Annotated in this window: 30 protein-coding genes; 11 read left to right on the forward strand and 19 right to left on the reverse strand. The window is 36.7% G+C overall.

The genetic code is table 11. The annotated features are described in order from the left end of the window. Positions 1-179 precede the first annotated feature (179 nt). Positions 180-2,999: a leucine--tRNA ligase gene (gene leuS, locus I3217_RS11155; RefSeq protein WP_435049836.1), complete on the reverse strand. Its 2,820-nt coding sequence runs from the start codon at positions 2,997-2,999 to the stop codon at positions 180-182. Between the two features lie 126 nt (positions 3,000-3,125). Here leuS and I3217_RS11160 point away from each other — a divergent pair, with 126 nt between their 5' ends. The 6 genes from I3217_RS11160 to I3217_RS11185 all read left to right on the forward strand — a co-directional run bounded on the left by I3217_RS11160 (position 3,126) and on the right by I3217_RS11185 (position 7,411). Beyond that, positions 3,126-4,004: a cell division protein FtsX gene (locus tag I3217_RS11160; protein WP_435049837.1), complete on the forward strand. Its 879-nt coding sequence runs from the start codon at positions 3,126-3,128 to the stop codon at positions 4,002-4,004. A 7-nt stretch (positions 4,005-4,011) separates the two neighbouring features. Next, positions 4,012-4,659, forward strand: coding sequence for a hypothetical protein (locus I3217_RS11165; RefSeq protein WP_435049838.1), 648 nt, complete (start codon positions 4,012-4,014; stop codon positions 4,657-4,659). An 81-nt stretch (positions 4,660-4,740) separates the two neighbouring features. Beyond that, positions 4,741-4,995, forward strand: a complete 255-nt coding sequence (locus I3217_RS11170; RefSeq protein ID WP_435049839.1) for a DUF3098 domain-containing protein — start codon at positions 4,741-4,743, stop codon at positions 4,993-4,995. Beyond that, positions 4,995-5,789 (forward strand): undecaprenyl-diphosphate phosphatase, encoded by a 795-nt coding sequence (locus I3217_RS11175; protein WP_435049840.1) that lies wholly within the window; start codon positions 4,995-4,997, stop codon positions 5,787-5,789. The genes I3217_RS11170 and I3217_RS11175 overlap by 1 nt, the downstream gene beginning before the upstream one ends. A gap of 87 nt (positions 5,790-5,876) precedes the next feature. Beyond that, entirely contained in the window at positions 5,877-6,572 is a 696-nt protein-coding gene (gene truB, locus I3217_RS11180; protein ID WP_435049841.1) for a tRNA pseudouridine(55) synthase TruB, read from the forward strand. Between the two features lie 53 nt (positions 6,573-6,625). Further along, a complete protein-coding gene (locus I3217_RS11185; RefSeq protein ID WP_435049842.1) occupies positions 6,626-7,411 on the forward strand; it encodes a hypothetical protein in 786 nt (261 codons plus the stop codon). On the opposite strand, the gene I3217_RS11190 is transcribed toward I3217_RS11185, so the two are convergent. Then, complete coding sequence (locus I3217_RS11190) at positions 7,408-8,028, reverse strand: thioredoxin family protein (RefSeq protein ID WP_435049843.1); 621 nt, start codon at positions 8,026-8,028, stop codon at positions 7,408-7,410. The genes I3217_RS11185 and I3217_RS11190 overlap by 4 nt on opposite strands. Positions 8,029-8,125: 97 nt before the next feature. Between I3217_RS11190 and I3217_RS11195 the strand changes: the two genes are divergently transcribed. Further along, positions 8,126-8,689: a DNA-3-methyladenine glycosylase I gene (locus I3217_RS11195; RefSeq protein WP_435049844.1), complete on the forward strand. Its 564-nt coding sequence runs from the start codon at positions 8,126-8,128 to the stop codon at positions 8,687-8,689. A 4-nt stretch (positions 8,690-8,693) separates the two neighbouring features. Here I3217_RS11195 and aat read toward each other — a convergent pair whose 3' ends face one another. The 3 genes from aat to I3217_RS11210 all read right to left on the reverse strand — a co-directional run bounded on the left by aat (position 8,694) and on the right by I3217_RS11210 (position 10,697). Next, entirely contained in the window at positions 8,694-9,317 is a 624-nt protein-coding gene (gene aat / locus I3217_RS11200; protein WP_435049845.1) for a leucyl/phenylalanyl-tRNA--protein transferase, read from the reverse strand. Positions 9,318-9,416: 99 nt separating this feature from the next. Beyond that, complete coding sequence (locus I3217_RS11205; RefSeq protein ID WP_435049846.1) at positions 9,417-9,791, reverse strand: DUF3127 domain-containing protein; 375 nt, start codon at positions 9,789-9,791, stop codon at positions 9,417-9,419. 33 nt (positions 9,792-9,824) lie between these two features. Beyond that, entirely contained in the window at positions 9,825-10,697 is an 873-nt protein-coding gene (locus I3217_RS11210) for a flavin reductase family protein (RefSeq protein ID WP_435049847.1), read from the reverse strand. 121 nt (positions 10,698-10,818) lie between these two features. Between I3217_RS11210 and I3217_RS11215 the strand changes: the two genes are divergently transcribed. After that, a complete protein-coding gene (locus tag I3217_RS11215) occupies positions 10,819-11,967 on the forward strand; it encodes a sensor histidine kinase (RefSeq protein WP_435049848.1) in 1,149 nt (382 codons plus the stop codon). A gap of 5 nt (positions 11,968-11,972) precedes the next feature. Here I3217_RS11215 and I3217_RS11220 read toward each other — a convergent pair whose 3' ends face one another. Both I3217_RS11220 and greA read right to left on the reverse strand, forming a co-directional pair. Then, complete coding sequence (locus tag I3217_RS11220) at positions 11,973-12,362, reverse strand: HIT family protein (RefSeq protein ID WP_435049849.1); 390 nt, start codon at positions 12,360-12,362, stop codon at positions 11,973-11,975. Between the two features lie 113 nt (positions 12,363-12,475). Beyond that, positions 12,476-12,949: a transcription elongation factor GreA gene (greA, locus tag I3217_RS11225; RefSeq protein ID WP_435049850.1), complete on the reverse strand. Its 474-nt coding sequence runs from the start codon at positions 12,947-12,949 to the stop codon at positions 12,476-12,478. A gap of 150 nt (positions 12,950-13,099) precedes the next feature. Here greA and I3217_RS11230 point away from each other — a divergent pair, with 150 nt between their 5' ends. After that, positions 13,100-13,543, forward strand: coding sequence for a hypothetical protein (locus tag I3217_RS11230; RefSeq protein WP_435049851.1), 444 nt, complete (start codon positions 13,100-13,102; stop codon positions 13,541-13,543). A gap of 33 nt (positions 13,544-13,576) precedes the next feature. On the opposite strand, the gene I3217_RS11235 is transcribed toward I3217_RS11230, so the two are convergent. The 8 genes from I3217_RS11235 to I3217_RS11270 form a co-directional block, all read right to left on the reverse strand. Next, a complete protein-coding gene (locus I3217_RS11235; RefSeq protein ID WP_435049852.1) occupies positions 13,577-15,766 on the reverse strand; it encodes a TonB-dependent receptor in 2,190 nt (729 codons plus the stop codon). Positions 15,767-16,056: 290 nt separating this feature from the next. After that, complete coding sequence (gene arfB / locus I3217_RS11240) at positions 16,057-16,461, reverse strand: alternative ribosome rescue aminoacyl-tRNA hydrolase ArfB (protein WP_435049853.1); 405 nt, start codon at positions 16,459-16,461, stop codon at positions 16,057-16,059. A gap of 4 nt (positions 16,462-16,465) precedes the next feature. Beyond that, positions 16,466-18,019, reverse strand: a complete 1,554-nt coding sequence (locus tag I3217_RS11245; RefSeq protein WP_435049854.1) for a DUF4301 family protein — start codon at positions 18,017-18,019, stop codon at positions 16,466-16,468. A 2-nt stretch (positions 18,020-18,021) separates the two neighbouring features. After that, complete coding sequence (locus tag I3217_RS11250; protein ID WP_435049855.1) at positions 18,022-18,582, reverse strand: AAA family ATPase; 561 nt, start codon at positions 18,580-18,582, stop codon at positions 18,022-18,024. After that, positions 18,543-19,175 (reverse strand): nicotinamide riboside transporter PnuC, encoded by a 633-nt coding sequence (gene pnuC / locus I3217_RS11255; RefSeq protein WP_435050308.1) that lies wholly within the window; start codon positions 19,173-19,175, stop codon positions 18,543-18,545. The genes I3217_RS11250 and pnuC overlap by 40 nt, the downstream gene beginning before the upstream one ends. Then, positions 19,159-19,419 (reverse strand): YkoF family thiamine/hydroxymethylpyrimidine-binding protein, encoded by a 261-nt coding sequence (locus tag I3217_RS11260; RefSeq protein ID WP_435049856.1) that lies wholly within the window; start codon positions 19,417-19,419, stop codon positions 19,159-19,161. The genes pnuC and I3217_RS11260 overlap by 17 nt, the downstream gene beginning before the upstream one ends. A gap of 108 nt (positions 19,420-19,527) precedes the next feature. Continuing rightward, entirely contained in the window at positions 19,528-20,256 is a 729-nt protein-coding gene (locus I3217_RS11265) for a geranylgeranylglyceryl/heptaprenylglyceryl phosphate synthase (protein WP_435049857.1), read from the reverse strand. Continuing rightward, entirely contained in the window at positions 20,253-20,882 is a 630-nt protein-coding gene (locus I3217_RS11270; RefSeq protein ID WP_435049858.1) for a 4'-phosphopantetheinyl transferase family protein, read from the reverse strand. The genes I3217_RS11265 and I3217_RS11270 overlap by 4 nt, the downstream gene beginning before the upstream one ends. A 154-nt stretch (positions 20,883-21,036) precedes the next feature. On the opposite strand from I3217_RS11270, the gene ahcY reads away from it, so the two are divergent. Further along, positions 21,037-22,353: an adenosylhomocysteinase gene (gene ahcY / locus I3217_RS11275; protein WP_435049859.1), complete on the forward strand. Its 1,317-nt coding sequence runs from the start codon at positions 21,037-21,039 to the stop codon at positions 22,351-22,353. 169 nt (positions 22,354-22,522) lie between these two features. Here ahcY and rpmA read toward each other — a convergent pair whose 3' ends face one another. The 4 genes from rpmA to I3217_RS11295 all read right to left on the reverse strand — a co-directional run bounded on the left by rpmA (position 22,523) and on the right by I3217_RS11295 (position 24,840). Then, positions 22,523-22,783 (reverse strand): 50S ribosomal protein L27, encoded by a 261-nt coding sequence (gene rpmA, locus I3217_RS11280; RefSeq protein WP_435049860.1) that lies wholly within the window; start codon positions 22,781-22,783, stop codon positions 22,523-22,525. A gap of 23 nt (positions 22,784-22,806) precedes the next feature. After that, complete coding sequence (rplU, locus tag I3217_RS11285; protein ID WP_435049861.1) at positions 22,807-23,289, reverse strand: 50S ribosomal protein L21; 483 nt, start codon at positions 23,287-23,289, stop codon at positions 22,807-22,809. Positions 23,290-23,365: 76 nt separating this feature from the next. After that, positions 23,366-23,821, reverse strand: coding sequence for a DUF4199 domain-containing protein (locus tag I3217_RS11290; RefSeq protein WP_435049862.1), 456 nt, complete (start codon positions 23,819-23,821; stop codon positions 23,366-23,368). 140 nt (positions 23,822-23,961) lie between these two features. Beyond that, positions 23,962-24,840 carry a DMT family transporter gene (locus I3217_RS11295; protein ID WP_435049863.1) on the reverse strand — a complete coding sequence of 293 codons (879 nt, stop codon included), beginning with the start codon at positions 24,838-24,840 and terminating at the stop codon, positions 23,962-23,964. Positions 24,841-24,932: 92 nt separating this feature from the next. On the opposite strand from I3217_RS11295, the gene I3217_RS11300 reads away from it, so the two are divergent. After that, entirely contained in the window at positions 24,933-25,430 is a 498-nt protein-coding gene (locus tag I3217_RS11300) for a heavy-metal-associated domain-containing protein (protein WP_435049864.1), read from the forward strand. The last annotated feature ends 15 nt before the right edge of the window (positions 25,431-25,445 follow it).

Consider the following 25,445-nt stretch of genomic DNA (forward strand, 5'->3'; position numbering starts at 1 on the left):
AACTGGAGATTTTAATACTTAAATTTGATTAAATATTTTCAGACCTCCAAATTTCACATTATTGAATATCAAATTATTACCAATAAAAAAATCACCTCCAATATTTTGAAGGTGATTCTATTTATTCAACAAATTTATCTGTCATTTATTCCGAAAACCGAAATAAACCTCTTCAAAATCTATCCTACGATATTTATAATTTTACCTGGCACAACTATTACTTTCTTAGGCGTACGTCCCTGTAATTGCTCCTGAGTTTTTTCGTGTGCCATGACTATCTTTTCAATCTCATCTTTACCAAGATCTAAAGCCAACTCCAGTTTAAATCGCATTTTTCCGTTGAAAGACACCGGATACACTTTAGAACTCTCGACTAAATGGCTCCCATCAAACTTTGGAAATGCCGCTTCCGAAATAGATTCAGCGTTTCCTAATTGCTGCCACAATTCCTCCGCAATATGCGGTGCATAAGGCGACAACAATATTAAGAATGGCTCCAACACCGCTTTGCTTACACATTTTTGCGCAGTAAACTCGTTAACCGCAATCATAAACGTTGACACCGACGTGTTAAACGAGAAATTCTCGATATCTTCTTCTACCTTTTTAATGGTTTTATGAAGTGTTTTTAGATTCTCTTTCGTCGGCTCGGCATCAGTTACATTAACACCATTTTCACTTATATATAATTTCCATAATTTTTTAAGGAAACCGTGCACACCTGTAATACCGGCCGTATTCCATGGTTTAGCCTGCTCTAACGGGCCTAAGAACATTTCATATAAACGTAAACTATCGGCTCCATATTCTTCGCAAATCTGATCCGGATTTACCACGTTGTACTTAGACTTCGACATTTTTTCAACCTCGCGACCTACTTTATAAACACCATCCTCTAATACAAATTCAGCATCTTTAAACTCTTCTCTCCAGTTTTTAAACGCTTCAACATCCAGTTCATCAGATGCATTTACGAAAGACACATCGGCGTGAATTGGTTGTACTTTTTTATCTCCAATAAGCCCTTTAGATAAGAACCTCTTGGTTCCTTCTTCTCTATACACAAACGCACTCGTTCCCAAAATCATTCCCTGGTTAATCAGCTTTTTAAAAGGCTCTTCTATACTTACAAAACCACGATCTTTTAAGAACTTCACCCAGAAACGAGAATACAACAAATGTCCCGTAGCATGCTCGCTACCACCAATATATAGATCTACACTCTCCCAATACTTTAAAGCCTCCTCACTAGCAAACGCTTCGCCGCGTTTTGCTGTTTCCTCCATATAACGGAAGAAATACCAGGAACTTCCAGCCCAACCCGGCATAGTGTTTAACTCTAAAGGAAAAACAGTTATATTATTTATGTTGTCGTTACTTACAACCGTATTAGTTTCTGTACACCAGGCCCAGACATCAGCGCGACCTAACGGCGGCTCTCCGGTTTCGGTTGGTAAATATTTTTCTACTTCAGGCAGACGAATTGGCAAATGTTCAGTAGCAATCATCTGTGGTTTACCATTCACGTAATACACAGGGAATGGCTCACCCCAATAACGCTGGCGACTAAACACAGCATCGCGCAGACGGTAATTGGTTTTCCCCTCACCTTGACCTAAAGCCTCTAATTTGGCAATAACCGTTTTAGTAGCGTCTTTATAATTTAATCCGTTTAAGAAATCACTGTTAGCAATTACGGTATTCTCCTTATCTGCATAAGCAGCTTCCGAAATATCTACACCTTCAAAAATATTCGGGATGTCTATATTAAAGTGTTTTGCAAAATCGTAATCGCGCTGATCGCCACAAGGCACCGCCATAACAGCTCCTGTCCCATAGCTTGCCAAAACATAATCTCCAATCCAGATTTGGACAGGCTGCTTAGTAAACGGATGCTCGGCATAAGCCCCGGTAAAAACACCGGAAATGGTTTTTACATCGGCCATACGCTCGCGTTCGCTGCGCTTTGCCGTTTTTTCTATATAAGCATCTACTTCGGCCTTTTGTGCATCCGTAACAATTTTAGACACTAGCTCGTGTTCCGGAGCCAAAGTCATAAAACTTACTCCAAAAATCGTATCAGGGCGCGTAGTAAATACTTCTATAACTTCGTTATGATCTTTCACATTAAAAGTTACAGAAGCCCCAACCGATTTCCCTATCCAGTTACGCTGACTTTCCTTCAACGAATCAGTCCAGTCTATACTGTCTAAGCCCTGCAATAAACGCTCGGCATAGGCAGAAATTCGCATACTCCACTGGGTCATTTTCTTACGCACTACAGGATGGCCTCCACGTTCTGAAACCCCGTTTACTATTTCATCGTTCGCCAGAACCGTTCCTAATTCCGGACACCAGTTTACTTCGGTTTCTGCCAGATATGTTAAACGGTATTGCAATAAAATATCCTGTTGAGCTTCCGAAGAAAATCCGTTCCAAGCTTCAGCTGTAAATACCTCAACAGCATCGTCGCACACCGCATTTACGTTTGCATTTCCTTCTGTTTCAAAAATTTTGATTAATTCTGAAATGTCTTCAGCCTTATGTGTATTGTTATTAAACCATGAATTAAATAACTGAATAAAAATCCACTGCGTCCATTTGTAATACTCCGGATTTGAAGTTCGTACTTCGCGAGACCAGTCGAAAGAAAACCCAATTTTATCCAACTGTCTTCTGTAAGTCGCAATATTAGTCTCCGTTGTAATCGCGGGATGCTGCCCTGTTTGAATAGCGTATTGCTCGGCCGGTAACCCAAAGCTATCATAGCCCTGCGGGTGTAACACATTAAATCCTTTATGGCGCTTGTATCGCGCATAAATATCCGAAGCAATATACCCCAGCGGATGCCCTACATGCAACCCTGCTCCGGACGGATAAGGGAACATATCTAGGACGTAATATTTTGGTTTTTCAGATTGATTTTTGGCTTGAAAGGTTTTATTTTCGGCCCAGTATTGTTGCCATTTGGCCTCTATGTCGTTGAAATTATATTTCATGGTTTTGTATTCGGCTTAATAAAGGCGCAAATTTAAGCTTATTATAACAATGTTGAAAGTTTAAACGTTGTTATCCTTAAGGAAATAGATTTCTTTTATATTTTTACAGACAAATTCAACCCTCATATGAGCTCATCGTTCGAAAAGTATCAAAAACGCCGATTAATATCTTCTTATTTTTCTGTGGTATTGAGTATTGCTTTAGTCTTATTTTTACTTGGCCTTTTAGGTATGCTGGTGTTAAACACTAAAAAGGTAGCCGACCACTTTAAAGAACAGGTCGTTCTTACCATTTACCTTAAGGATACTGCCAAAGAGGTTGAAATTAAACAGCTGGAAAAAAGCCTTACCATGGCTTCGTATGTCAAGTCTACAGAATACGTTTCTAAAGAACAAGCCGCCGAATTTATGAAGGCCGAAAACGGAGAAGACTTCATGAATTTTTTGGGCTACAATCCGCTACAAAACTCAATAGACGTTCATGTAAAAGCAGACTTTGTAACTTCGGAACATCTAAAAACCATTTCCGACGACGCCTTGACTAAGACCTTTGTAGACGAAGTCCGTTACGATAACGATCTGGTTAACTTAATGAACGACAACGTTAAACGTATTAGCTTCTGGATTTTAATTATCAGTTGCATTTTTACTGTTATTGCCGTATTACTAATAAACAGTTCTATAAGACTTTCTGTTTACTCCAAGCGTTTTACCATAAAAACCATGCAAATGGTAGGCGCTACTAAACATTTTATTAGAAAACCTTTTGTTTGGAAAAGTGTAAAATTAGGCATTATAGGTGCTATTCTTGCCCTTGCCGGTATGGCCGTGGTTTTCTTTTATTTAAACAAAACCTTCCCAGATTTACAGTTGTTAAACAATCCTGTTTTAATAGGCGGTTTGTTTTTAACCATTTTTATCCTGGGTATATTAATCACCTGGATTAGCACTTTTATAGCAACACAGCGTTTTTTAAATCTGAAAACCGATCAATTGTATTATTAAACCTTTTATGAAAATAAAACTGTTTTGCTTTTTATGTCTTACTCTTAGCATTTTAAGCTGTGGTAACGACAAGAAGAATTTACCTGAAAATTTCGATTTCGGTCAAACCGAAAACAACGTTTATTCCAATCCATATTTCGGACTTTCTATTAAATATCCCGAAAACTGGACGCCGCAATCCAAACGCAATATAAAAGCCATAACTGCTTCGGGAGAGCAGATACTAATTGAAGATAATAAGCCAATGGCGTCTGACATTAAGGCTGCTCAAATTAACACAGCGTACTTGTTCAGCTTATTTAATCAGCCGCTCGAAAAAGCGAGCAGCTACAATGCATCTTTAAATGTTGTGGCCGAAAACATTACAGCCATGCCTCATATAAAACGCGGCCGAGATTATTTATTGCATTCGAAAAACCTGTTGCTTCAGTCCAGAGTTCCGTATAAATTTGACAGTAATCTGGACACCAAAGAAATAGACGGCTATACGTTTGATATAATGAGATCGACTGCCGATTTTGGTCCGTACAGAGTAAAACAGGAATTTTTCTGTATTATTCGTTATGGCTTTAGCCTTTCTTTTGTACTATCGTATACCAACGACGTTGAAAAACAGGAGCTTTACAACGCTATCAACACCATAACATTAGATTAAATTTAAGAGGCAAAACCTCTTCCTTTTAAATAAATCCTTTAATTTGCAGTACTTTCGGGCAATTGCTATAAAAACACTACCATGGGAGAACAAAAACAAAACGGCCTAAACAAAGGCGAATTTATCTTCGGAAAGAAAAATTATAAATTTATGTTTATCGGTCTGGCGTTTATCGCTATCGGGTTTATTTTAATGTCCGGCGGTGGTAGCGACGACCCTAATGTTTTTAATCCTGATATTTTTAGTTTCAGAAGAATACGTTTAGCCCCAACTCTGGTATTAATCGGATTCGGTATTCAAATCTATGCGATACTCCTAAATCCGAATAAAAAATAATGGATACATTAGATGCTATTATCCTAGGAATCATTCAAGGGTTAACTGAATTTTTACCTGTATCGTCAAGCGGTCATTTAGAACTGGGAAAAGCAATTCTAGGTGACCATTCGGTACCTGAAGAAAGCTTGCTCTTTACCGTGGTTTTACATTTTGCCACAGCATTGAGTACCATGGTCATTTTCAGAAAAGACATTATAGACATTATAAAAGGAGCTCTAAAATTTAAATGGAATGACGATTTACAGTTTGTAGCTAAAATCGTTCTATCTATGATTCCGGCAGTCCTTATAGGATTATTTTTCGAAGAACAGTTAGAATCGCTTTTTGATGGCAATATTTTACTGGTAGGCTTTATGCTGATTATAACTGCTTTACTACTATTTCTTGCAGATAAGGCTAAAAACACAGGTAAACCTGTATCTTTTGCTAATGCCTTTGTTATTGGCGTTTCGCAGGCTATTGCCATGCTTCCTGGAATTTCGAGATCAGGAGCTACTATTTCTACATCGGTACTTTTAGGCAACGACAAAACTAAAGCAGCTCGTTTTTCGTTTTTAATGGTTGTTCCTCTTATTTTTGGTAAAATAGCCAAAGATATTTTAGGAGGAGAACTGACTTTGGAAAGCACTAATTTTACTGCACTTTCTGCAGGATTTATTGCTGCTTTCGTTTGTGGCTTATTTGCCTGTACCTGGATGATTGCATTGGTTAAAAAAAGCAAACTTTCTTATTTTGCCTTGTATTGCGCCATTGTTGGGCTAATAGCTATACTTTTTTCATTATTCAACTAGAACGGGAACACTCGGAGAACAGATTATTTTATTTTAAATGTCCAGATATACCTAAGGGTATTACATTTTATCATCATTAAAAAACACATGAATACAGTAGAGGATTTTTTAAACGGACAAGTTATTTTAATAGATAAACCATTACACTGGACCTCTTTTCAGGCAGTAAATAAATTGCGTTGGGAAATTCGTCAGGCTTTTAACATAAAGAAAATAAAAGTAGGTCACGCCGGCACTTTAGATCCTTTAGCTACAGGCTTACTGGTTATCTGCACTGGTAAAATGACTAAACAGATAGACACCTTTCAAGGGCAGATTAAAGAATACACCGGAACCATCGTTTTAGGAAGTACAACACCCTCTTACGACCTGGAAACCGAAATTAACGCAACCTTCCCGACAGACCATATAACAACCGATTTAATACACGAAACTACAAAACAGTTTATAGGAGATATAGAACAGTATCCTCCAGTATTTTCAGCCATTAAAAAAGATGGCAAACGTTTATACGAATTTGCCAGAGCCGGAGAAGCCGTTGAAGTTAAACCCAGAACGATAAACATAGCTGAATTTGAAATTAAAAAGATAGCAGGCAACACGGTAGACTTTAGAGTAGTTTGCAGCAAAGGCACGTATATCAGGTCTTTAGCACATGATTTTGGAAAGGCATTACATTCGGGAGGGCACTTATCAGTTTTAAGACGTACTCGTATTGGCGATTTTAATGTTGAGCATGCTTTAAGTCCGGAAGACTTTATCAAAACATTAAAAAACGACTAAACAATTAGATTTTACGTATATTAGATTGTAATTATCCCAAAATCTACAGGTTTTTGAAGTTTATAGATCAACATAAAGCAGCACTAATTACAGGCTTAATCGCAGGCACTGTACTACTTACTGTGTTTAATATGCACTTAACACAACGCGATAAACAAATTTCAGAAACCTATTACGAACTCGAACCTGAAACCCCAAAAACCGAAGAACAGAAACTTCAGGAACTCGCAGAAGCAGAACAACAGACAAAAGCTGAAACCAACAAAGCGTTTAATGAAAGCCAAAGCAATAAACATTTTGCTCAGGCATATAAACCTATAGCTCCGCCTAAGGAATTTGAAAGTTCTAAACGCACGCTTACAGAAGAAGTAAACGAATTAACCGAAGCTTCTGAAAGTCAACAAACCCCGGAAACCGACTCTGGTTTAGACTCAGATGAGTTATCCTCGTTTAATAATGTAAATAGTATTTTAAAGGCCAGAACGCCTAAGAAAAAAAACTCTAATGCTTCTAATGGTAATAATTCCAGCGACAAAATTGCTATGAATTCTGGTGTGAATAAAAACAGTAGCATGCACTATTCTCTGGTAGATCGTACACATAGACATTTACCAACGCCTATTTATTTATGTGAGGCCAGCGGTAAAATAGTGATTAATATTACGGTAAATGCTACCGGCGATGTTACCGATACTTATGTTAACGGCGCTTCTACATCTGATAACGAATGCCTAGTTGAGAGCGCTTTGGAATATGCTAAACAAGCGAAGTTTAATTCAAATCCGGCAAAACCCTCTCAAATAGGTTCGATTACATTTTATTTTGAAGGCAAAAATTAAGCCTGTAATAATTTTACTAAGTCGGCAATAGTACTCTGTCCTTTATCCAGATTATACCAGGTTTGTAACTGCTCCTTAAATTCTGGAGTTAAAGCCCCGTGTTCGGCTTTATAACTTGCCACCATTTGCGTTGCAACTTCCGGTCTTGGTCCAAAAGTATTTACAACGTCTCCACTAGCATTATCTATCATAATCAGCTTTGGAATAGATTTCCCACCATTGGTAAGAAATTCATTCATTAAAGCATCGTTTTCGTCTCTAAGTACAATTCTTAAAGTAATATTATCGTTTAATTCGGCTACTTTATTAATTACAGGGATAATATGTGCTGCATCGCCACACCAGCTCTCTGCAAGTACCAACCAGGTAATATCTCCATTAAAATTTTTAACAATGTCCTGGTCTTCTTCCGAAACCTTTAGGGTTTTATCCCAACGCTTCATACGGCTTTCGTTTAACTTGGTAAAATTAATCATAGCTTCGGTCTGCTCGTTTCCGGTAGTCCCACCACTAATTGATAACTCCTTTACTAATTCACGAAATGCAGGATAAGACATCGCATTATCTAAACCATTCTGAATAATATCATTCTTAACTGTGTTGTTTAATACTTCCATAAAACTCTTATTTTTTGACAGGACAAAAGTAAAGGTAATACGGTATATTTAAGGTAACAGTTGTTACATATAAGCGATAAAATTAATACCTTTAAATATGGAAAAACACAAATGCGGCTGGTGCCTTGGCGACGATTTATATGAAGCCTATCATGACCGGGAATGGGGCGTACCGGTAAAGGACGATGCTACCCTTTTTGAATTTCTAATACTTGAAACCTTTCAGGCCGGACTAAGCTGGATTACAATTTTAAGAAAGCGGGAAAATTTCAGAAAAGCTTTCGATAATTTCGATTTTAAAGTAATCGCCGAATACCCGCAATCCAAATTAGACGCCCTTGCTGAAGATCCCGGCATTATAAGAAATAAATTAAAAATTAAAGCCACGGTTAGTAATGCTAAGGCCTTTATCAAGATTCAGGAAGAATTTGGAAGTTTCAGTAATTATATCTGGGCTTTTGTAGATGGCAAGCCAATTAAAAACGCGATAACGCATTACAAAAACGCACCGGCTAATACGCCTTTGAGCGATAGTATAAGTAAGGATTTAAAAAAGCGCGGGTTTAAATTTGTAGGTTCTACCGTAATTTACGCTCATATGCAGGCCACAGGTATGGTAAACGACCATGAGGTTAACTGTTTCAGGTATCAGGAAGTTTAAACGGCTACAAATACCTTAAAAAATGTTCTCGGGGAATTTCTATCGCACCCAGACTTTCAAGGTGACCGGTATATACCTGACAGTCGATAAGTTTGTAATCAGAATTCTCTACAAATGTTATAAATGCAGCTTTACTGGCATTACTTACTTTGCTAAACATACTTTCGCCGCAAAACACACCATTACCCAAATCCACGCCATACAATCCACCAACTAAAACATCATTTTGCCAGACTTCTACCGATTTGGCAAAACCCATATTATGAAGTTCTGTATAGGCCTTTGTCATTTCGTTAGTTATCCAGGTCCCCGCCTGACCATTACGTTTAATTTCTGAACAGGCTTTTATTACTCCCGAAAAATCTGCATTTACGGTAACCGTTAAATCACAGTTTCGCAGAAATTGTTTCATACTTTTTGAAACTTTTAAATCGGCCGGATACAACACAAACCTTGGATCGGGCGACCACCATAAAATAGTATTATCATCTTCAAACCAGGGAAAAATGCCGCGCTTGTAAGCATAAAGCAAACGCTCTACAGACAAATCCCCTCCTATGGCAAGCAAACCTTCTCGGGTCGCTTCGCGGATGTCTGGAAATTCTATTTTATCTTTTAAAAACTTCATTACTCAAATTTAATAAAAGAATCTCTAAAAAGAACAAACCCCAATATCAAAAGATATTGAGGTTCGTCACACTTTGAATTAGTCATAATTTACCTTCGACTAGAAAGGTAAGTCGTCGTGATCGTCTTCATTTAAGCTAGAAGCCGGCTCAAAAGCGTCTGTTGGAGGTACTGGCGGCATACCCGCAGAACCACCATCTTGAACAGCTTCGATTCTCCAGCCTTGAATAGAGTTGAAATACTTAGTTTCTCCCTGAGGATTAACCCACTCTCTTCCTCTTAAATTAATACTCACTTTTACGTTTTGCCCTACGCTATAACTGTTTAATAAATCTGTTTTATCTTGAACAAATTCTACTAATATATGTTGAGGATACTGCTCTTCTGTTGTTACAACAATTTCTCTTTTTCTAAACCCATTGCTTCCAAAAGACTGGGTCTCTCCTACCATTTTAATTTTTCCTTGTACTTCCATTTATCTAATTTACTTTTATAATTCAATTTAATTTTAAGACAACAACACTTTCCATGCACTGTCTACATCGCCATAGCTTAAAAAGCTTTGCGCCAATATGTGTTTTGCTCTTAAAGTATTCACAGCTTTAAAGCTTGGGTATCGTTCTGCTCTATCCTTTAAAAATGCTTTAACCTCATCTTCTGTAGGTAAACTTTCTACATTAGCCAGCATACCTAAGTCGTTACCCGTTAAAATCATACTGTTTTTTATCTCTTCCGGCAAGGCATCTACGCCTATACCTAAAGTTGATAACGGTTTCGGAATTTGAAAAAACCCCATTTTAGCACGACTGTAATAACTTCCTCCTGCTCGGGCCACCACATCCAGTTTTTCCTGATTAATAGTGTTATCCTCATTCAGTATCTCTGAAGCCATGTGTAATTTAACCACTTCGCAAATCACTAAACTTCCTGCTCCGCCCTGATCTCCCAATTCGATGACCTGATTCACCTTACATTCCAACTGCACCGGTGATTCGCCCACACGAAACGGTTTAACCAAATCCGATTTCAACATCGTTAAACCTGCCTTCTCAAATTCGTTTACACCTTTCGGGTACTCCGTGCTCGACAAAGACATCTGTTGTACTAAGTCGTAATTTACAATATTAATTACAACTTCCTTGGTTGCTTTAACATTTACTAAGGTGTCCTTAACCGTGTTGTTTGAAACGCGTCTGGCCGGCGAAAATACTAAAATTGGTGGATTTGCACTAAATACATTAAAAAAACTAAAGGGAGACAGGTTGGGCTGTCCTGATTCATCCACCGTACTAGCAAACGCTATGGGGCGCGGCGCAACAGCGCTTAGTAAATACCCATGTAATTTAGCAGTTGAAAGTTCCTTCGGTTGGAATGAAATCATATTACTTAATCGTATTTCAGCAAATGTAAACAATCTAGGCAGGAACAAAAAATGATTTGAACAGATGATATCACAATATTATTAACAGATTTACATTATATTACCACAAAAAATAAATTAAATGCTTTTTACGAAACATAAGAGCCTTATCCGTTGGATAATTATCGGTATTTCATTTGTAATCATCAGCTTAATTTTATGGAACACCTTTATGTTTTTTCAAAGCTTTAAGGCCGAAGAACGCATTAAAATGCAAATTTGGTCGGCAGCACAACGCGATCTTATAAAAAGCACCAACTTAGAGGGAGATATTGGGGAATTACCACTTCAGATTTTACAAAGTAACACCACCACGCCTATGATTATGGTGGACCTCAACGGTAATATAGAACACAATAATCTTGATGAAAAAAAAGCTAAAAACACCGCCTACGTAAAAGATTTAATTCTTGAATTTGAAAAGGAAAACCAGCCTATAGAAATTATCTACGACGGCCAGGTACTCGATACGTTGTATTACGGCAATTCACCATTGCTTAACAAGTTAAAATATTACCCCATTGCCTTTTTACTTATCATAGTTCTATTTGCCGGACTGGTTTATGTGTTTTACCGCAGCACTAAAATTGCAACTCAGAATAAATTATGGTCGGGTATGGCAAAGGAAACAGCACATCAAATAGGCACTCCCCTTTCGTCTCTAATAGGTTGGACCGAAATTCTGAAAACCGAAGCAGTAAACCCCGACTATATAAAAGAAATTGAAAAAGACATCGCGAGACTGGAAACCATAACAGAACGCTTTAGTAAAATAGGATCTGTTCCTACATTACAAGAAACCGATATAGTAAAAGCAACTGTGGAGTCTTATGATTATTTAAAATCCAGATCTTCAAAATTAATCGACTTTAGTATAGATATACCAGACTACGATATTCCCGTGCAATTAAACCCGCAACTGTATAGCTGGACTATAGAAAATTTAGTTAAAAACGCCATTGATGCCATGAAAGGCAAAGGTCAACTTTCAGTAAAAATAACGCCTCACGATCAGGATGTTAGAATTCTTGTGTCTGACACAGGAAAAGGACTTTATAAGAATCAATACACACGAATATTCGAACCCGGATTTACGACTAAAAAAAGAGGTTGGGGTCTGGGCTTATCCTTAGCGAAACGTATTATTGAAGATTTTCACGACGGAAAAATAAAAGTGTTACATTCTGAAATTGGCAAAGGCACTACAATGCAAATTACTCTAAAGCGCTAAGAAAATTAAAGCTGCGCTTTAATGGCATCTGCCACCTCCTGAAATTGAGCGTCTGAAAGATTAGTTTTATGTAAAAAACGTGCATCTTCCATAGTATGCAACGGAATTAAATGTACGTGAGCATGTGGCACTTCCAAACCTATTACAGTCATACCAACACGCTTACACGGGATAGCTTTTTCAATGGCATGAGCGACTTGCTTAGAAAACGCCATTAAGCCCAAATACAGGGCATCGTCTAAATCGAAAATTTTATCAACTTCCTTTTTTGGTATACAAAGTGTATGCCCCTTAGCATTCGGATTAATATCTAAAAAAGCCAAAAAATCTTCGGTTTCTGCTACTTTGTAGGCTGGAATATCGCCTGATATAATTTTACTAAAAATGGAAGCCATAATCTTGAAAGTTTTAAATAGTAAAGATAAAAAAGATTCCTATGTAATTTTTAACAAACCAAAGCTTAATTTGGGTTAAAACCACATAGGAATAGCTTATATAAAATATTGCCTTATCGGCTTATTTCTACAATATCAAATTTAATAACGCCATTAGGCACCTGAATTTCTGCAACATCGCCTACCGACTTACCTAAAAGGCCTTTTCCGATAGGTGAATTCACAGAAATTTTTCCCGACTTTAAATCGGCTTCACCATCTGCAACCAATGTGTAATTCATTTCCATCCCATTGGTCTGGTTTTTAATTTTCACTTTAGATAATACCAGTATTTTTGAGGTATCTAACTGCGACTCGTCTATTACCCGTGCTCCCGCTAAAATTTCTTCCAGTTTAGAAATTTTCATCTCCAACATTCCCTGAGCTTCTTTAGCTGCATCGTACTCGGCATTCTCACTTAAATCCCCTTTATCTCTAGCCTCTGCAATAGCTTGTGAAGCTCGCGGACGCTCTATATCTTTTAATTGTCTTAATTCGTCTCTTAATTTTTTTAACCCTTCTGCAGTGTAATATGATACTTTGCTCATAACTTCATCGTTTTAATTTAAAAAAATATGTTTCATAAACCTTAGCTTATAAAACACAAAAAATCTCGGCTGCCGAGATTGTAACACAAATATACAAAATAAATAAAGCAATCTACTTTTTGTTGTAAATTGCATCGCTAAATTATTACTATGAGAAAGATTTTAATACTTGCCCTTGGCCTCCTATTGTTTACGAATTGCAGCTCTTCAGACGATGTTCAAAACAATCCCAATTTACCAGATTACTCATTTAACACAGGTACATTAATTAACACCAGTTTACCTCAATATAGCCAACTTAAGTTTCCTGGAAATTTTATTACTCTGAGTAATCCGTATGGCATAAATGGCCTTGTTTTATATTATTTAGGCGGTAATAACTATACTGCTTTTGAACTTAGTGACCCGAACCATGTTTTAACCGACTGCTCCCTTTTAACAGTAAACGGCATAATAGCGTCCTGCAATTGCGACGACGGAAACGCTTATAACATAGTAAACGGCTACCCGGAAGATGGCACCAACGGAGGTTACGCTTTAAAACCCTATTTTGTAGAAGTAAGCGGCTCTGTAATTCGAGTATATAACAATTAAAAAAAGCGACCAGTTGGTCGCTTTTTTTATAGTTTAAAATTTTATCGTTGCTCCTACTAAAAAGTTTCTTGTAGCCTGCGGATAATACCCTACTCCTTCAATTGTGGTAACTGCATCTGGATTACTCCAGGTATCGTCATAAGTATAGTAATACCCATTCGACACATATTTTTCACCAAAAATATTGTTTACCAAACCTGTTAGGGTAATCGACTTAAAAATACGGTCCATTTTAATTTCGTACACGATATTAAAATCGTTTACGAAATAACTGTCTAATTTAGATAGTTTAGAATCTGTATTTCCCATATACTGCTCTCCAACATATTTACTTAGCAAAGACAGCTGTAAAGCTTTAAAAGGCTGACAAACCAAAGCATTTCCAGCTACAACATCGGGAGAAAATGAAATGTTGGTCTTTCCAAAATTCTGTAATTCACCATCGAACGCCACAATAGCTTCCTTGTTTTTATTTGTACTTAATGTAATTGTCGGCTGGATTGAAAACGTCTTAGACAGCGCAATAGCGGCTTCGATTTCCAATCCTAAACGATAGCTTTCACCACTATTAGTACGTATTGGATTTCCGACATCATCAATATTACCAGACAATACCAACTGCTCGTTATATTGCATATAGTAAACATTGGCATTTAAACGATACGTTTTATTTTCGTGTCTCCATCCCAATTCAAAATCGTTTAACTGTTCCGGTTTAATATCCGGATTACTTTGAAAATCGTCTCTGTTAGGTTCTCTGTTCGCACGGGCATAAGAAAAATACATGTTATTGTTGGCGTTTACTTTATAAGTAACCCCCGCCTTAGGATTGAAAAACGTATAATTTTCGTCTATTTCCAAAGGCACTCTATCTGAATTTATTCCTGTAGTTTTATAATCGACGAAGCGCAATTGCACATCTCCAAACAGACTCCAGTTAGCATTTAATTTATAGGTAGCTTTACTAAATACACTAAAATCCTTTTTCTTACCATTACCTTCGAAATAGCGATCTCTTATTTCGCTGTCACTCGCATATTGTGCCCAGATAATTTCTCCAAAATGGTCTCCATCGTAAAAACTGTAAGATGTTCCCAAAATAGCATTTAGATGTTCATCCTTATAATTAACATTGGCGTTTACAACATAAAAATCGTTGTCCAGCCATCTGCGACGAATTAAGTCTGTTTCAGAAACCGATTCCGCACCTATAGCCACATCTTCCAGGCCATAATCGGCAAACGATTCATCTTCTTTATATTGTTCAAAATAGCCGCGTCCGTAAGTATAGTTTAATCCTACATTTGTAGACCAGTTATTGTTGTAGCGCTCGTTCCAGTGTAATTGATAATGATCCTGCGTATAGTTATCCACTTCATTATCATAAAACTGAACATTTCCATCGGCATCGATATAAATTCCTGCCGAATTAAAAGTTCTATCATTATCCAAAGTTTCTTTATCTATACCATTCCAGGCTTGATAAGTTACTTCGTGACCACCAAAGGTAATCGCCTTTATCAAGGTATTGTCATCTACATAAGACGCCTGAAGGAAATACGACTTTAAGTCGGTTGAGGCGCGATCGATATATCCATCTGACTTAATCGCAGACAAACGTCCGGCAATTTCGATATGATCGTTAATTGTACCTGTACTGAATTTAACGTTATGCTTTCTACTGTTAAAGCTTCCGAAACTATTTGAAATTTCACCAAAAGCCTCTTTCGACACAGCATCAGTAAGCACATTTATACTCGCTCCAAAAGCCCCTGATCCATTCGTGGAAGTTCCGATACCACGTTGCAACTGAAGACTCTCTACAGAACTGGCGATATCACCAAGATTTACCCAGAACGTCCCAAGAGATTCCGCATCGTTATAAGGAATTCCGTTGATTGTAATATTTGTAGATTGAGCACTAACACCACGAACACGAATACCGGTATACCCTATACCCGCACCGGCATCGGAAGTTGTAACTACAGAAGGCAAATAATTTAACAAAACAGGAATATCCTGTCCAAGATTTCGCTTTTGAAGCTCTTCATTATCAATGTTAGAGTGCGTTATGGGAGACGTCGCATTTACACGAACCGCATTAACCAAAACCTCGTCTAAAGTTTCTGTAGCCACCACACTGGAATCCTGTTGCTTTTCGTTCTGACCTAAAACCTGAAATGTAAAGCCTAAACAACACATTAAAATGTAAATATTTTTCATTCGAAAACCTATTAATCGAATAAAAAGAGGCCCTTATTCTTTTTTATAAAATTGATTATTTCCTAAGTCACCTTAGTTTCCACAAAACAACCTGTTTAAACGGGTTGTTTAATTTCCTAAACAGCATTACCTGTTCTAGGTTCAATGGGTATGATCTCAGCCGCTATTTGGCACCCCTTTTTTGAGAACGCTGCAAAGGTAGCAACATTTATCGATTCTTTGATAATTTTACACAATAATCGAAACTTTAATTCCTCAAGAGCCTCAGCTAAAGCAAATTACTTTAAATCTTAATCTAAATTGGGTTTTCGTCTGAATACCTTTTTTTCGGAAAGTATGCGTTTACTTTTCAGCCTTTTCTTAATCACCGATTTTGGAATTTTAGTAGCCACTCTTCGTTTCGGCACTTTAAGTCCTTCTTCGAGAATTGAAAAAAAACGACTTATAACAAGCGCTTTGTTTTTATGCTGACTCCTGCTTTCGCCGCACTGCAGCAATAGCATTCCATCTGTAGTTAATCTGGATTTCAGCTTATGTATAAGTCGTTCTTTTTGTATTGCATTTAGCACCGCTGAACCCGAAATATTAAAACTTAACTCAACTTTAGAAGCCACCTTGTTAACGTGTTGCCCACCTGCTCCTGAACTTCTAACAGCCTTAAATTGTATTTCGGAAATTAAACGGTCTTTATTCACTATACTAAATCTGATGTGCCGGTTTTAATAAATCGGTCACAGTTTTAACAGGGTTAAAGGTTTTAAGCGGCACTTCTACAAACACGGTATTCCAGTTTGCCATAGAACCATTCCATAAGCCCGGTAATTCCAGCGCCAGAAGTTCTTTTCCTGCCTTAGTCTTTTGCGTAATAAACCCCGTATTTGGATCTACATACTCTAATAAATCGAAAGCTTCTCCTTTATAATTTTTCGTACCACAAACCAGATCTACCGGATTAAAATGCGTTGCATTATTTAAAATATCCTTCTGCGCTTTATTTGCTTTATCTATTTGAGCAGATTCTACTATTTGAAGCGATTCGTTCCCTTTATGATTTAAAACCCAAAACGGACCTCCTCCCGGTTCGCCTTCGTTTTTAACCATACCACAAACACGAATCGGGCGGTTTAATTTTTCCTGTAAATATTCAATTTGATATTTTAAAGAGTATTTCTCGAACTCTTCCGAGATATCTACATTTAATTTTCTGTGTAAAAATTCTGCGATTTCTATAAGTTCATTTTCACTTAAATCGCCTTCTTCCAAAGCAGTTAAATATTTAAATGCTAACTCCTGACGTTCTAATAAAACACCCGCCAGCATTTTTTTATATTCAACAATACTGGTTTTAAGTCCGGAAACCACCACGTTATCTATATTCTGAATAAAAATAACATCGGCATGAATATCGTTTAAATTCTCTATAAGTGCCCCGTGCCCAGAAGGTCTGAACAACAGGCTACCATCGTCTTCTCTAAACGGTTCGTACTCCGGCGTAAGTGCAATAGTATCTGTAGATTGTTTTTGATACGAAAATGAAATATTAAACGCTGTTTTTGTCGCTGCTTCCACCAACTCTTCAATACGCGTAAATTCGGCATCGAACTTATGATTGTGCGCTTCGGATATAGTAAAATGCAGATTTGCCGTTTTATTGGTCGAAGCATACAAAGCAGACTCGAATAAATGCTCCTCGAAGGCCGTGGTTATACGCTCGTTGTATTTATGAAATGGCAACAACCCTTTTGGATAAGAACCATAATCTAAATGCTTTTCATCTAACATAGTTTTCACAAAAAGCCATTTTTGCTTATCACCATCGTATTCGTTATAATCGGGATATGATTTATGAATTTCTTCCATAACCAAATCATAAAACGGCAGTTTATCCATACCTACCAAAAACAGAGACAAGTCTAAATCCTTATGCTTATTTATGTAGGAATTAAGAGACTCATCGCTATCCGGATTATGATTAGACACGTAATTAAACAAGGTTTTAAACATACGTGTAGCCGCTCCTGATGCAGGAACAAATTTCACAACATCTAAGTCGTTACGCTTAGAATCGTATAATTTTGCATAGCTTTTTCTGTCTTCATCTGTTAATTGTAATATTCCGTGATTCACAACCGCAGCCGAAGCCAATTTCACGAATGGAATACCATTTTTAAACTGACTTATCTGACGATCTATTTTTTTCAGGGTTAGCCCCTTGTTATCAATTTGTTTTAAATCCTGTTCTGAAAAATTCATGATTAATTTTTTAATATTTTATCTATATGTTTTACCGCAAGATTAAATCGCTCTTCGAAGCTTCCTTCCAGTAAAACATAGGGTTTATTATATTCGATTAAAGCCATTTTAAAAACTTTAAACATACTTTCTCGTTCGTTTGGTTTATCTCTTACTTCATCTGCTTCCCAAGGCACGTCAATATAAGTTAAAAAATACAAATCGTAAGTATTCTTTATCGCGTAGCTTGTTAAATCTTCATTATAAAACCCATCGTAATACGCTTCTGCATAAACTTTTGTTTCCAGCAGATTTGTGTCGCATATCAATAATTTTTCGCCCTTAGCTGCCAATTCATTCTCCAATTCCATTTGCCCTCTCGCAATGGGCATAACATCTACTTCGGTTAAAACCTCCTGCAGCTCTTTTTTCATTAAGGCATATGCTCTTGAATATTCAGGCACAAAACCAGTCTTGTAATACGCCGCCAAGGCCTTAGCCAAAACAGTTTTTCCTGTTGACTCCGGCCCAAACAGTACTATTTTTACACTGTCTGATTCGATTTGCCCAAGCTCTTTTTCCATGCGAAATATCCTGAAATTGCTATAAATGTAAATCCTAAATACTGTAGACTTGTAAAGGTAAATCCTTTATAAAAATACAGCGGAACGGAAATTATATCTCCCAGAATCCACAACGTCCAGTTTTCTAATTTACGTTTTGCCATGTACCACATCGCCACAAAAAACAACGCCGTTGTAAGCATGTCGACATAAGCTATTTTACTTGTTAATTTATCGAACACCGTATACACCCCGAACACAAAAACTATAGTCGCTATAAAAATAACAGCTCCTATTAACTTTTCTTTTTTTGTGGTTCTGGTTATAGGCGTTAAATGGGTACTATCCACTTTACGTGTCCAGACATACCAACCGTAAATACTCATTATAAAATAATAAGCATTTATCATCATATCCCCCAGAAGCCCCCATTTAAGAAGTAAATACACAAAAATTAATGTACTTATCATACCTGTGGGAAAAACCAGAATATTATTTTTCTTGGAATACCATACCGACAGAAACCCAAATATTACCGCTACAATTTCCAGAATAATATCTAAGGTCTGATAGTCGGCATATTGGCCAAAAAGAAAATTAAAAATCTGGCTCATATGTACTTCTATCACTTTTTACAAGCTTCATATTTACTAAAACATGATCTAGTTGCTTAAAAGTAGCTTGAATTAATGCTGTAAGAAAAGGCATAACTTCAGCATACTCACCATATACCTGAGTACTTAACGGATTTTCCAAAACCGTAAATTCAGAAGCTCTTAATTCTTTAATGAATTCTTTGATAGGCGTTTCGAAATCGTCCTGAAGTGGTGTTAAGGTTAATTCCACTGAAATTTTCATATACACTTTATTGAAATGATTAGTTGACGGACACAGCCAAGGACTGTACCATCTTCAAAAATACTAAGGATTTTAATTTATTAGTGCTATTCCTATATATTTTTAAACTTACCAGCGTTTAAGTTCGTGTAAAAAATCCTCGTTTTCTTCTAATGCGGTACCTATAACCACCATATTAGCTCCCGCTCTGAAGGCATCGTCTAACTGAATTTTATTTTTTATTCCGCCACCAACGATTAACGGAATAGTCAACTCGTGTTTTACAGCACTAATAATTTCATGAGGAACAGGTTGCGACGCGCCACTCCCTGCCTCCAGATACATTAATCGCATTCCTAAAAGTTCACCCGCCAACGCAGTATTAACAATGGTATCTACCTTATCTTTTGCCATTGGTGGCGTATCGGTTATTTTCTGAACTGACGTTTTAATCCCGTTTTCTATTAATAAATACCCTGTTGGAATTACTTCCAATTCGGTCTCTTTTAACCTTGGTATTGCTTCCACGTGTTTTCCTATTAAATAATCAGGATTTCTACCTGACATTAAGGATAAAAACAACATGGCATTTGCCGCATCGGTTATCTGAGACACATCTCCCGGAAACAAAATTACAGGAAGTTTAGAGTGCGCTTTAATTTCTAACACCAGCGGCTCGGTAACATCTTCGGCCACATTACTCCCTCCTACAAAAATGTAATTAGCCACAGATCTATTTACCTTTTTTATAAAAGGCTTCACGTTTTCCAGTGACATTTTATCGGGATCTATTAAAACAGCTAACTGCCTTTTATTAATAAAAATATTATGAAGTATATTGTTTAATACATTTTTCATTGAGCCATAGTGTAAACACAAGTAAAATCTTCCAATTCAAAATAATGAATATCGAAGCGACACTTGCTAGTTTTATAATCAATCCAAGCGACTGTGTTTAACTCATTCAAATTAAAAGGAAGAACCAGTATATGGTCGTGAAAACTTAAACCGGGTGTAGCGTATAATTTATACAACGCTTCTTTAGCCCCCCAGATTACCGTAAGTTTTTTAACAGCTTCTGCTTCGTTCACCTTTAAATATTCAAACTCATAATCCACAAACTTATGAGCAATCACAGCAATTTTTTCTCGTTGTTTTTCTATATCTATACCGACTTTATGATCACTGATAATTACAGCCGAAAAAATAAAAGAATGTGTAATGGAAATATGTTTACCATCTTTTAAATGAGGTTTCCCGTTTTCGTCGTAAAACAAATCAAAATCGGTATATCCAAACGAAGCCAGCAAATGTCTTACACTTAAAAATCCGCGCTGATGCAATTCACTTTTCATGCCTAAAACCCGACTCAGACTTTCCGGCTTTAGTTTAACCTCCTGAAACAAATCGTCATACGATTCGGTTATCTTCCAAACTTTAACAACAGTTCCTAAATTTGGAGTAATGGTTTTATAAAGAGGCATTTAGTTTTTTGAAAGTTATTGGTTATCTTTGCACTCGTTTTAAGCAAAAACATTTAGGCTTAACAAGAAATACAATTTTTTTAAAGCGAATTTAACTAAATTAAGTTCTATTATCAAAGTTGTTAAGCCATAAACATTAAGAAAATAACAAAACATGAATACAAAAACCGTTGGTTACTTACCACATAAAGTAAAAGATCTGTCACTTGCAGACTGGGGTAGAAAAGAAATTGAACTGGCCGAAGCAGAAATGCCAGGCTTAATGAGTCTTCGTGAAGAATATAAAGAGAGTCAGCCGTTAAAAGGTGCTCGAATTGCAGGTTGTTTACATATGACGATTCAAACTGCCGTTCTTATAGAAACATTACAGGCTTTAGGCGCAGAAGTAACCTGGAGTTCTTGTAATATCTTCTCAACTCAGGATCAGGCTGCCGCTGCAATTGCTGCTGCAGGTACTGCTGTGTACGCTTGGAAAGACATGACAGAAGAAGAATTTGACTGGTGTATTGAGCAAACTTTATTCTTTGGTGAAGACCGCAAACCATTAAATATGATATTAGACGATGGTGGCGATTTAACCAATATGGTTTTTGACCGTTACCCGGAATTAATTAAAGGCATAAATGGTTTAAGTGAAGAAACCACTACCGGAGTTCACCGTTTATACGAGCGTATGCAAAAAGGCACACTTCCAATGCCGGCAATAAACGTAAACGATTCTGTTACCAAATCTAAATTCGACAATAAATACGGATGTCGTGAAAGTGCTGTAGACGCTATTCGTCGTGCAACAGATGTTATGTTAGCAGGAAAACGCGTTGTAGTTTGTGGTTATGGCGATGTTGGTAAAGGTACTGCTGCTTCATTTAGAGGCGCCGGCAGTATTGTAACTGTAACTGAAATTGACCCAATATGTGCATTACAGGCTGCTATGGATGGTTTTGAAGTTAAAAAACTTGAAACTGTAATCAGCAAAGCAGACATCGTAATTACAACAACAGGAAACAAAGATATTGTTCGCGGTGAACACTTCGAAGCTATGAAAGACAAAACCATAGTGTGTAATATTGGACACTTCGACAATGAAATTGATATGGCCTGGTTAAACAAAAACTACGGAGCTACTAAGAATGTTATCAAACCTCAGGTTGATAAATATACCATTAACGGTAAGGACGTTATTATTCTTGCTCAGGGACGTTTAGTTAACTTAGGTTGTGCTACCGGCCACCCAAGTTTTGTAATGAGTAACTCATTTACGAACCAGACATTAGCTCAAATTGAATTATGGACCAATAAAGACGCTTACGAAAATAAAGTTTATATGTTACCGAAACATCTTGATGAAAAAGTAGCCAAACTTCACTTAGAAAAAATTGGAGTAGAACTTACTGAATTAAAACAAGATCAGGCAGAATATATTGGTGTTACGGTTGAAGGCCCATTCAAACCAGAATACTACAGATACTAAGAAGCTACTGAGAACAATCTCCATATAACCGAAAAATCCCGAGTAATTTACTCGGGATTTTTTTATGTATTTCTTTAAAATCTGACATTAAATAACCAGAAACAAACAGAAACACAAAAAGTCCTCACACAATTATGTAAGGACTTTTAAATGTCTTAAGAAGCGTATCTTAAGCCTCGAAAGGTACTATAGAAACGTAAGACTTATTGTCTTTCTTCTTTGTAAATTTAACAACACCATCAACTTTAGCATGTAATGTATGGTCTTTACCAGAATATACATTTTCACCTGGGTGGTGTGTATTACCTCTTTGTCTAACGATGATGTTTCCTGCGATTGCAGCCTGACCACCAAAAATCTTAACACCTAAGCGTTTCGATTCTGACTCTCTACCGTTTTTCGAACTTCCGACTCCTTTTTTATGTGCCATTTTATTTCGATTTTATTTTGTTATTAACTTAAAGCTTCGATTAATTCAGCTTTCTTCATAGAAGAATATCCTGAAATATCTTTTGCTTTCGCCATTTCTCTTAATTCAGCAACAGTTAAAGCATTTAAATCTTGAGTCGCTTCAGCTTTAGGCGCTTCTGCTTTTTTCTCAGTTTTAGTTGCTTTCTTTGCTCCAGAAGCAGCAATACTTTCAATTACGATTTCAGTAAGAGCCTGACGGTGTCCGTTTTTAACACGGTAACCTTTACGTCTCTTTTTCTTGAAAACAATAACTTTATCACCTTTAAGGTGCTTTAAGACTTTTGCACTAACCTGTGCTCCGTCTATAGCTGGGGCGCCTACAGTTACATTGTCACCATCACCTATAAGTAATACATTATCAAATGATACTGCATCACCTTCTTCAGATGCTAAACGGTGAACAAAAACTTTTTGGTCTTTTTCAACTTTAAATTGTTGCCCTGCTATCTCTACAATTGCGTACATAGCGTAACGTTTTATTTAATTAATTTATTCAAAAATGAGTGCAAATATACACCTAATTAATTAAACTACAAACGTTTTATGTGTTTTGAAGTATTTTTGTGCTTTTTTTAAAATATTGCATGTTGGCAAGGGTAATTACTACAGACGATGAGAAGCCCTCCAGTATTAAAATAAATATTAAAATCCCTCCACCCTGATTCACATTATGAAACCAGTCTCGCAGCAACATATCTTTAAATCCCGGATCTAAATGAAACAGGTAAATAGCCATAAAAAATGAGAACAATAAAGTGGAGAAAAAACCTGTAATTAACCCTACTTTAAACCCGTTTACATAAGTAAACTCATCATAAAACTCTTCTTTATAATCTCTAATGGCTGAAAAAATCCCGAATGTTACTACAATACCATTCAACACCCTAAACCACGGATTAGTATGAAAATCTATAGTCCTTAAGGCTAAAAAATAAATAATTAATGCTATAGTTGTGTAGATACCATACCTAACAGCAACTTTTACCGAACTCTTCATTTGTGGTATGTTTTTATAATTCCTTCTTTTAAATTTCGGAAAAAAATACCACTTTAAACAATTAAACCTAAGATATTTACAATATCACAACAAAACTTAACACCTTTTAACACCGCGAATCTAAAATCCCTTAAAAAATTCTATTTAGAGCGCTTATTTGCCAGAAACACACCAAATATTATAATTAATGAAGCGCCAGCCTGTAACCAGCTAAACGATTCCCCGTCTAAAGCACCCCAGATTAAAGCCACAACAGGTATTACATAAGTAACCGAAGATGCAAACACCGGTGTCGACAATTGAATTAATTTATTAAACAGCACTTTTGCCAGAGCTGTTCCAAAAAACGACAAAATAAAAATATATCCCAAAGCAGGCCCAACTGAATCTTTTAACAAAACCTCGCGTTTAAAAAAGCCAGACCAAACCAGAACCAGCAAAGCAGGTAATACGATTACAGCAAAATTACCGGTGGCAATGGTCAACGGTTTTAAATGCTGCAAATACCGCTTAATGATATTCACATTAAATGCATACATAACCGTTGCCAAAACAATAAATCCTGCATATAAATAATTCTGTTTCGGGTTCAAATCTGCGCCCTCAAGCACCAACAACGCTGTTCCCAATAATCCCACAATAACACCCAGATATTGTCTTTTAGTCGATTTTATACTAAACACCGACGCTCCTACAACTATGGTCTGCAACGGCACTAAAGAATTTAAAATTGAAGCAATAGCACTGTCAATTTCAGTTTCTGCAACAGCAAACAAAAAAGCAGGTAACAAAGACCCGAAAATTCCAGACAAAGCCACCCATTTCCAGGCCCTTTTATCTATGCTTTTTAAGCTATTAAAACCTGCTAAAAATAAAATTAAAGCAGTAAATACACTTCTAAGCGCACCCAATTGAAATGGAGACACGCCCAAGAGTGCTTTTTTCATTAATATAAAAGAACTCCCCCATATTAAAGATAACACTAATAAATACCCCCATTTTAAAGTATTAGATTTCATCGCAACATCTTATAAATAAGCTGCAAAAATGATACAAATAGACTTAAAATGATAATTATTACTATTTTTGTTTAAACTCTTTTTTTAAACTTATGAAAAACTTAAAACTATTTTTCGCGATTACGCTTCTAGCCACTTTAGCATTTTCCTGCAAAAACGAATCTACTCCAGAAATAAAAACCGTTGAAGTAAACCAGGAGGCTAAAGAAAAAACCTTAGATCCTAATGCTACTTATGCCAAAGCCGAATTCACTATAGAAGGCATGACATGTGCAATTGGGTGCGCAAAGACTATTGAAAAGAAATTATCGAATACAGAAGGTATAAAATCCGCAACTGTAGACTTCGACAAGCGTTTGGCTATGGTTGAATACGACGAAGCTAAAGTAAACACTACCACACTAGAAGAAACTGTAGCTAAAGCAGGTGATATGTATAGTGTTAAGGACATGAAAACCGTTAATTCGTTTTCCAACACAAAAGCCTGTGCAGAAGATTGTAAAATGCCGTGTTGCGCAGAGAAAACTGAAACTGAAAAAGCAGCATGCAAAGCTGACTGCAAAATGCCGTGTTGCGCAGAGAAAGTATAAATGGAATTATTACAA

The sequence above is a fragment of the Formosa sp. S-31 genome, from assembly GCF_051172795.1.
In the GTDB taxonomy this organism is placed as follows: domain Bacteria; phylum Bacteroidota; class Bacteroidia; order Flavobacteriales; family Flavobacteriaceae; genus Formosa.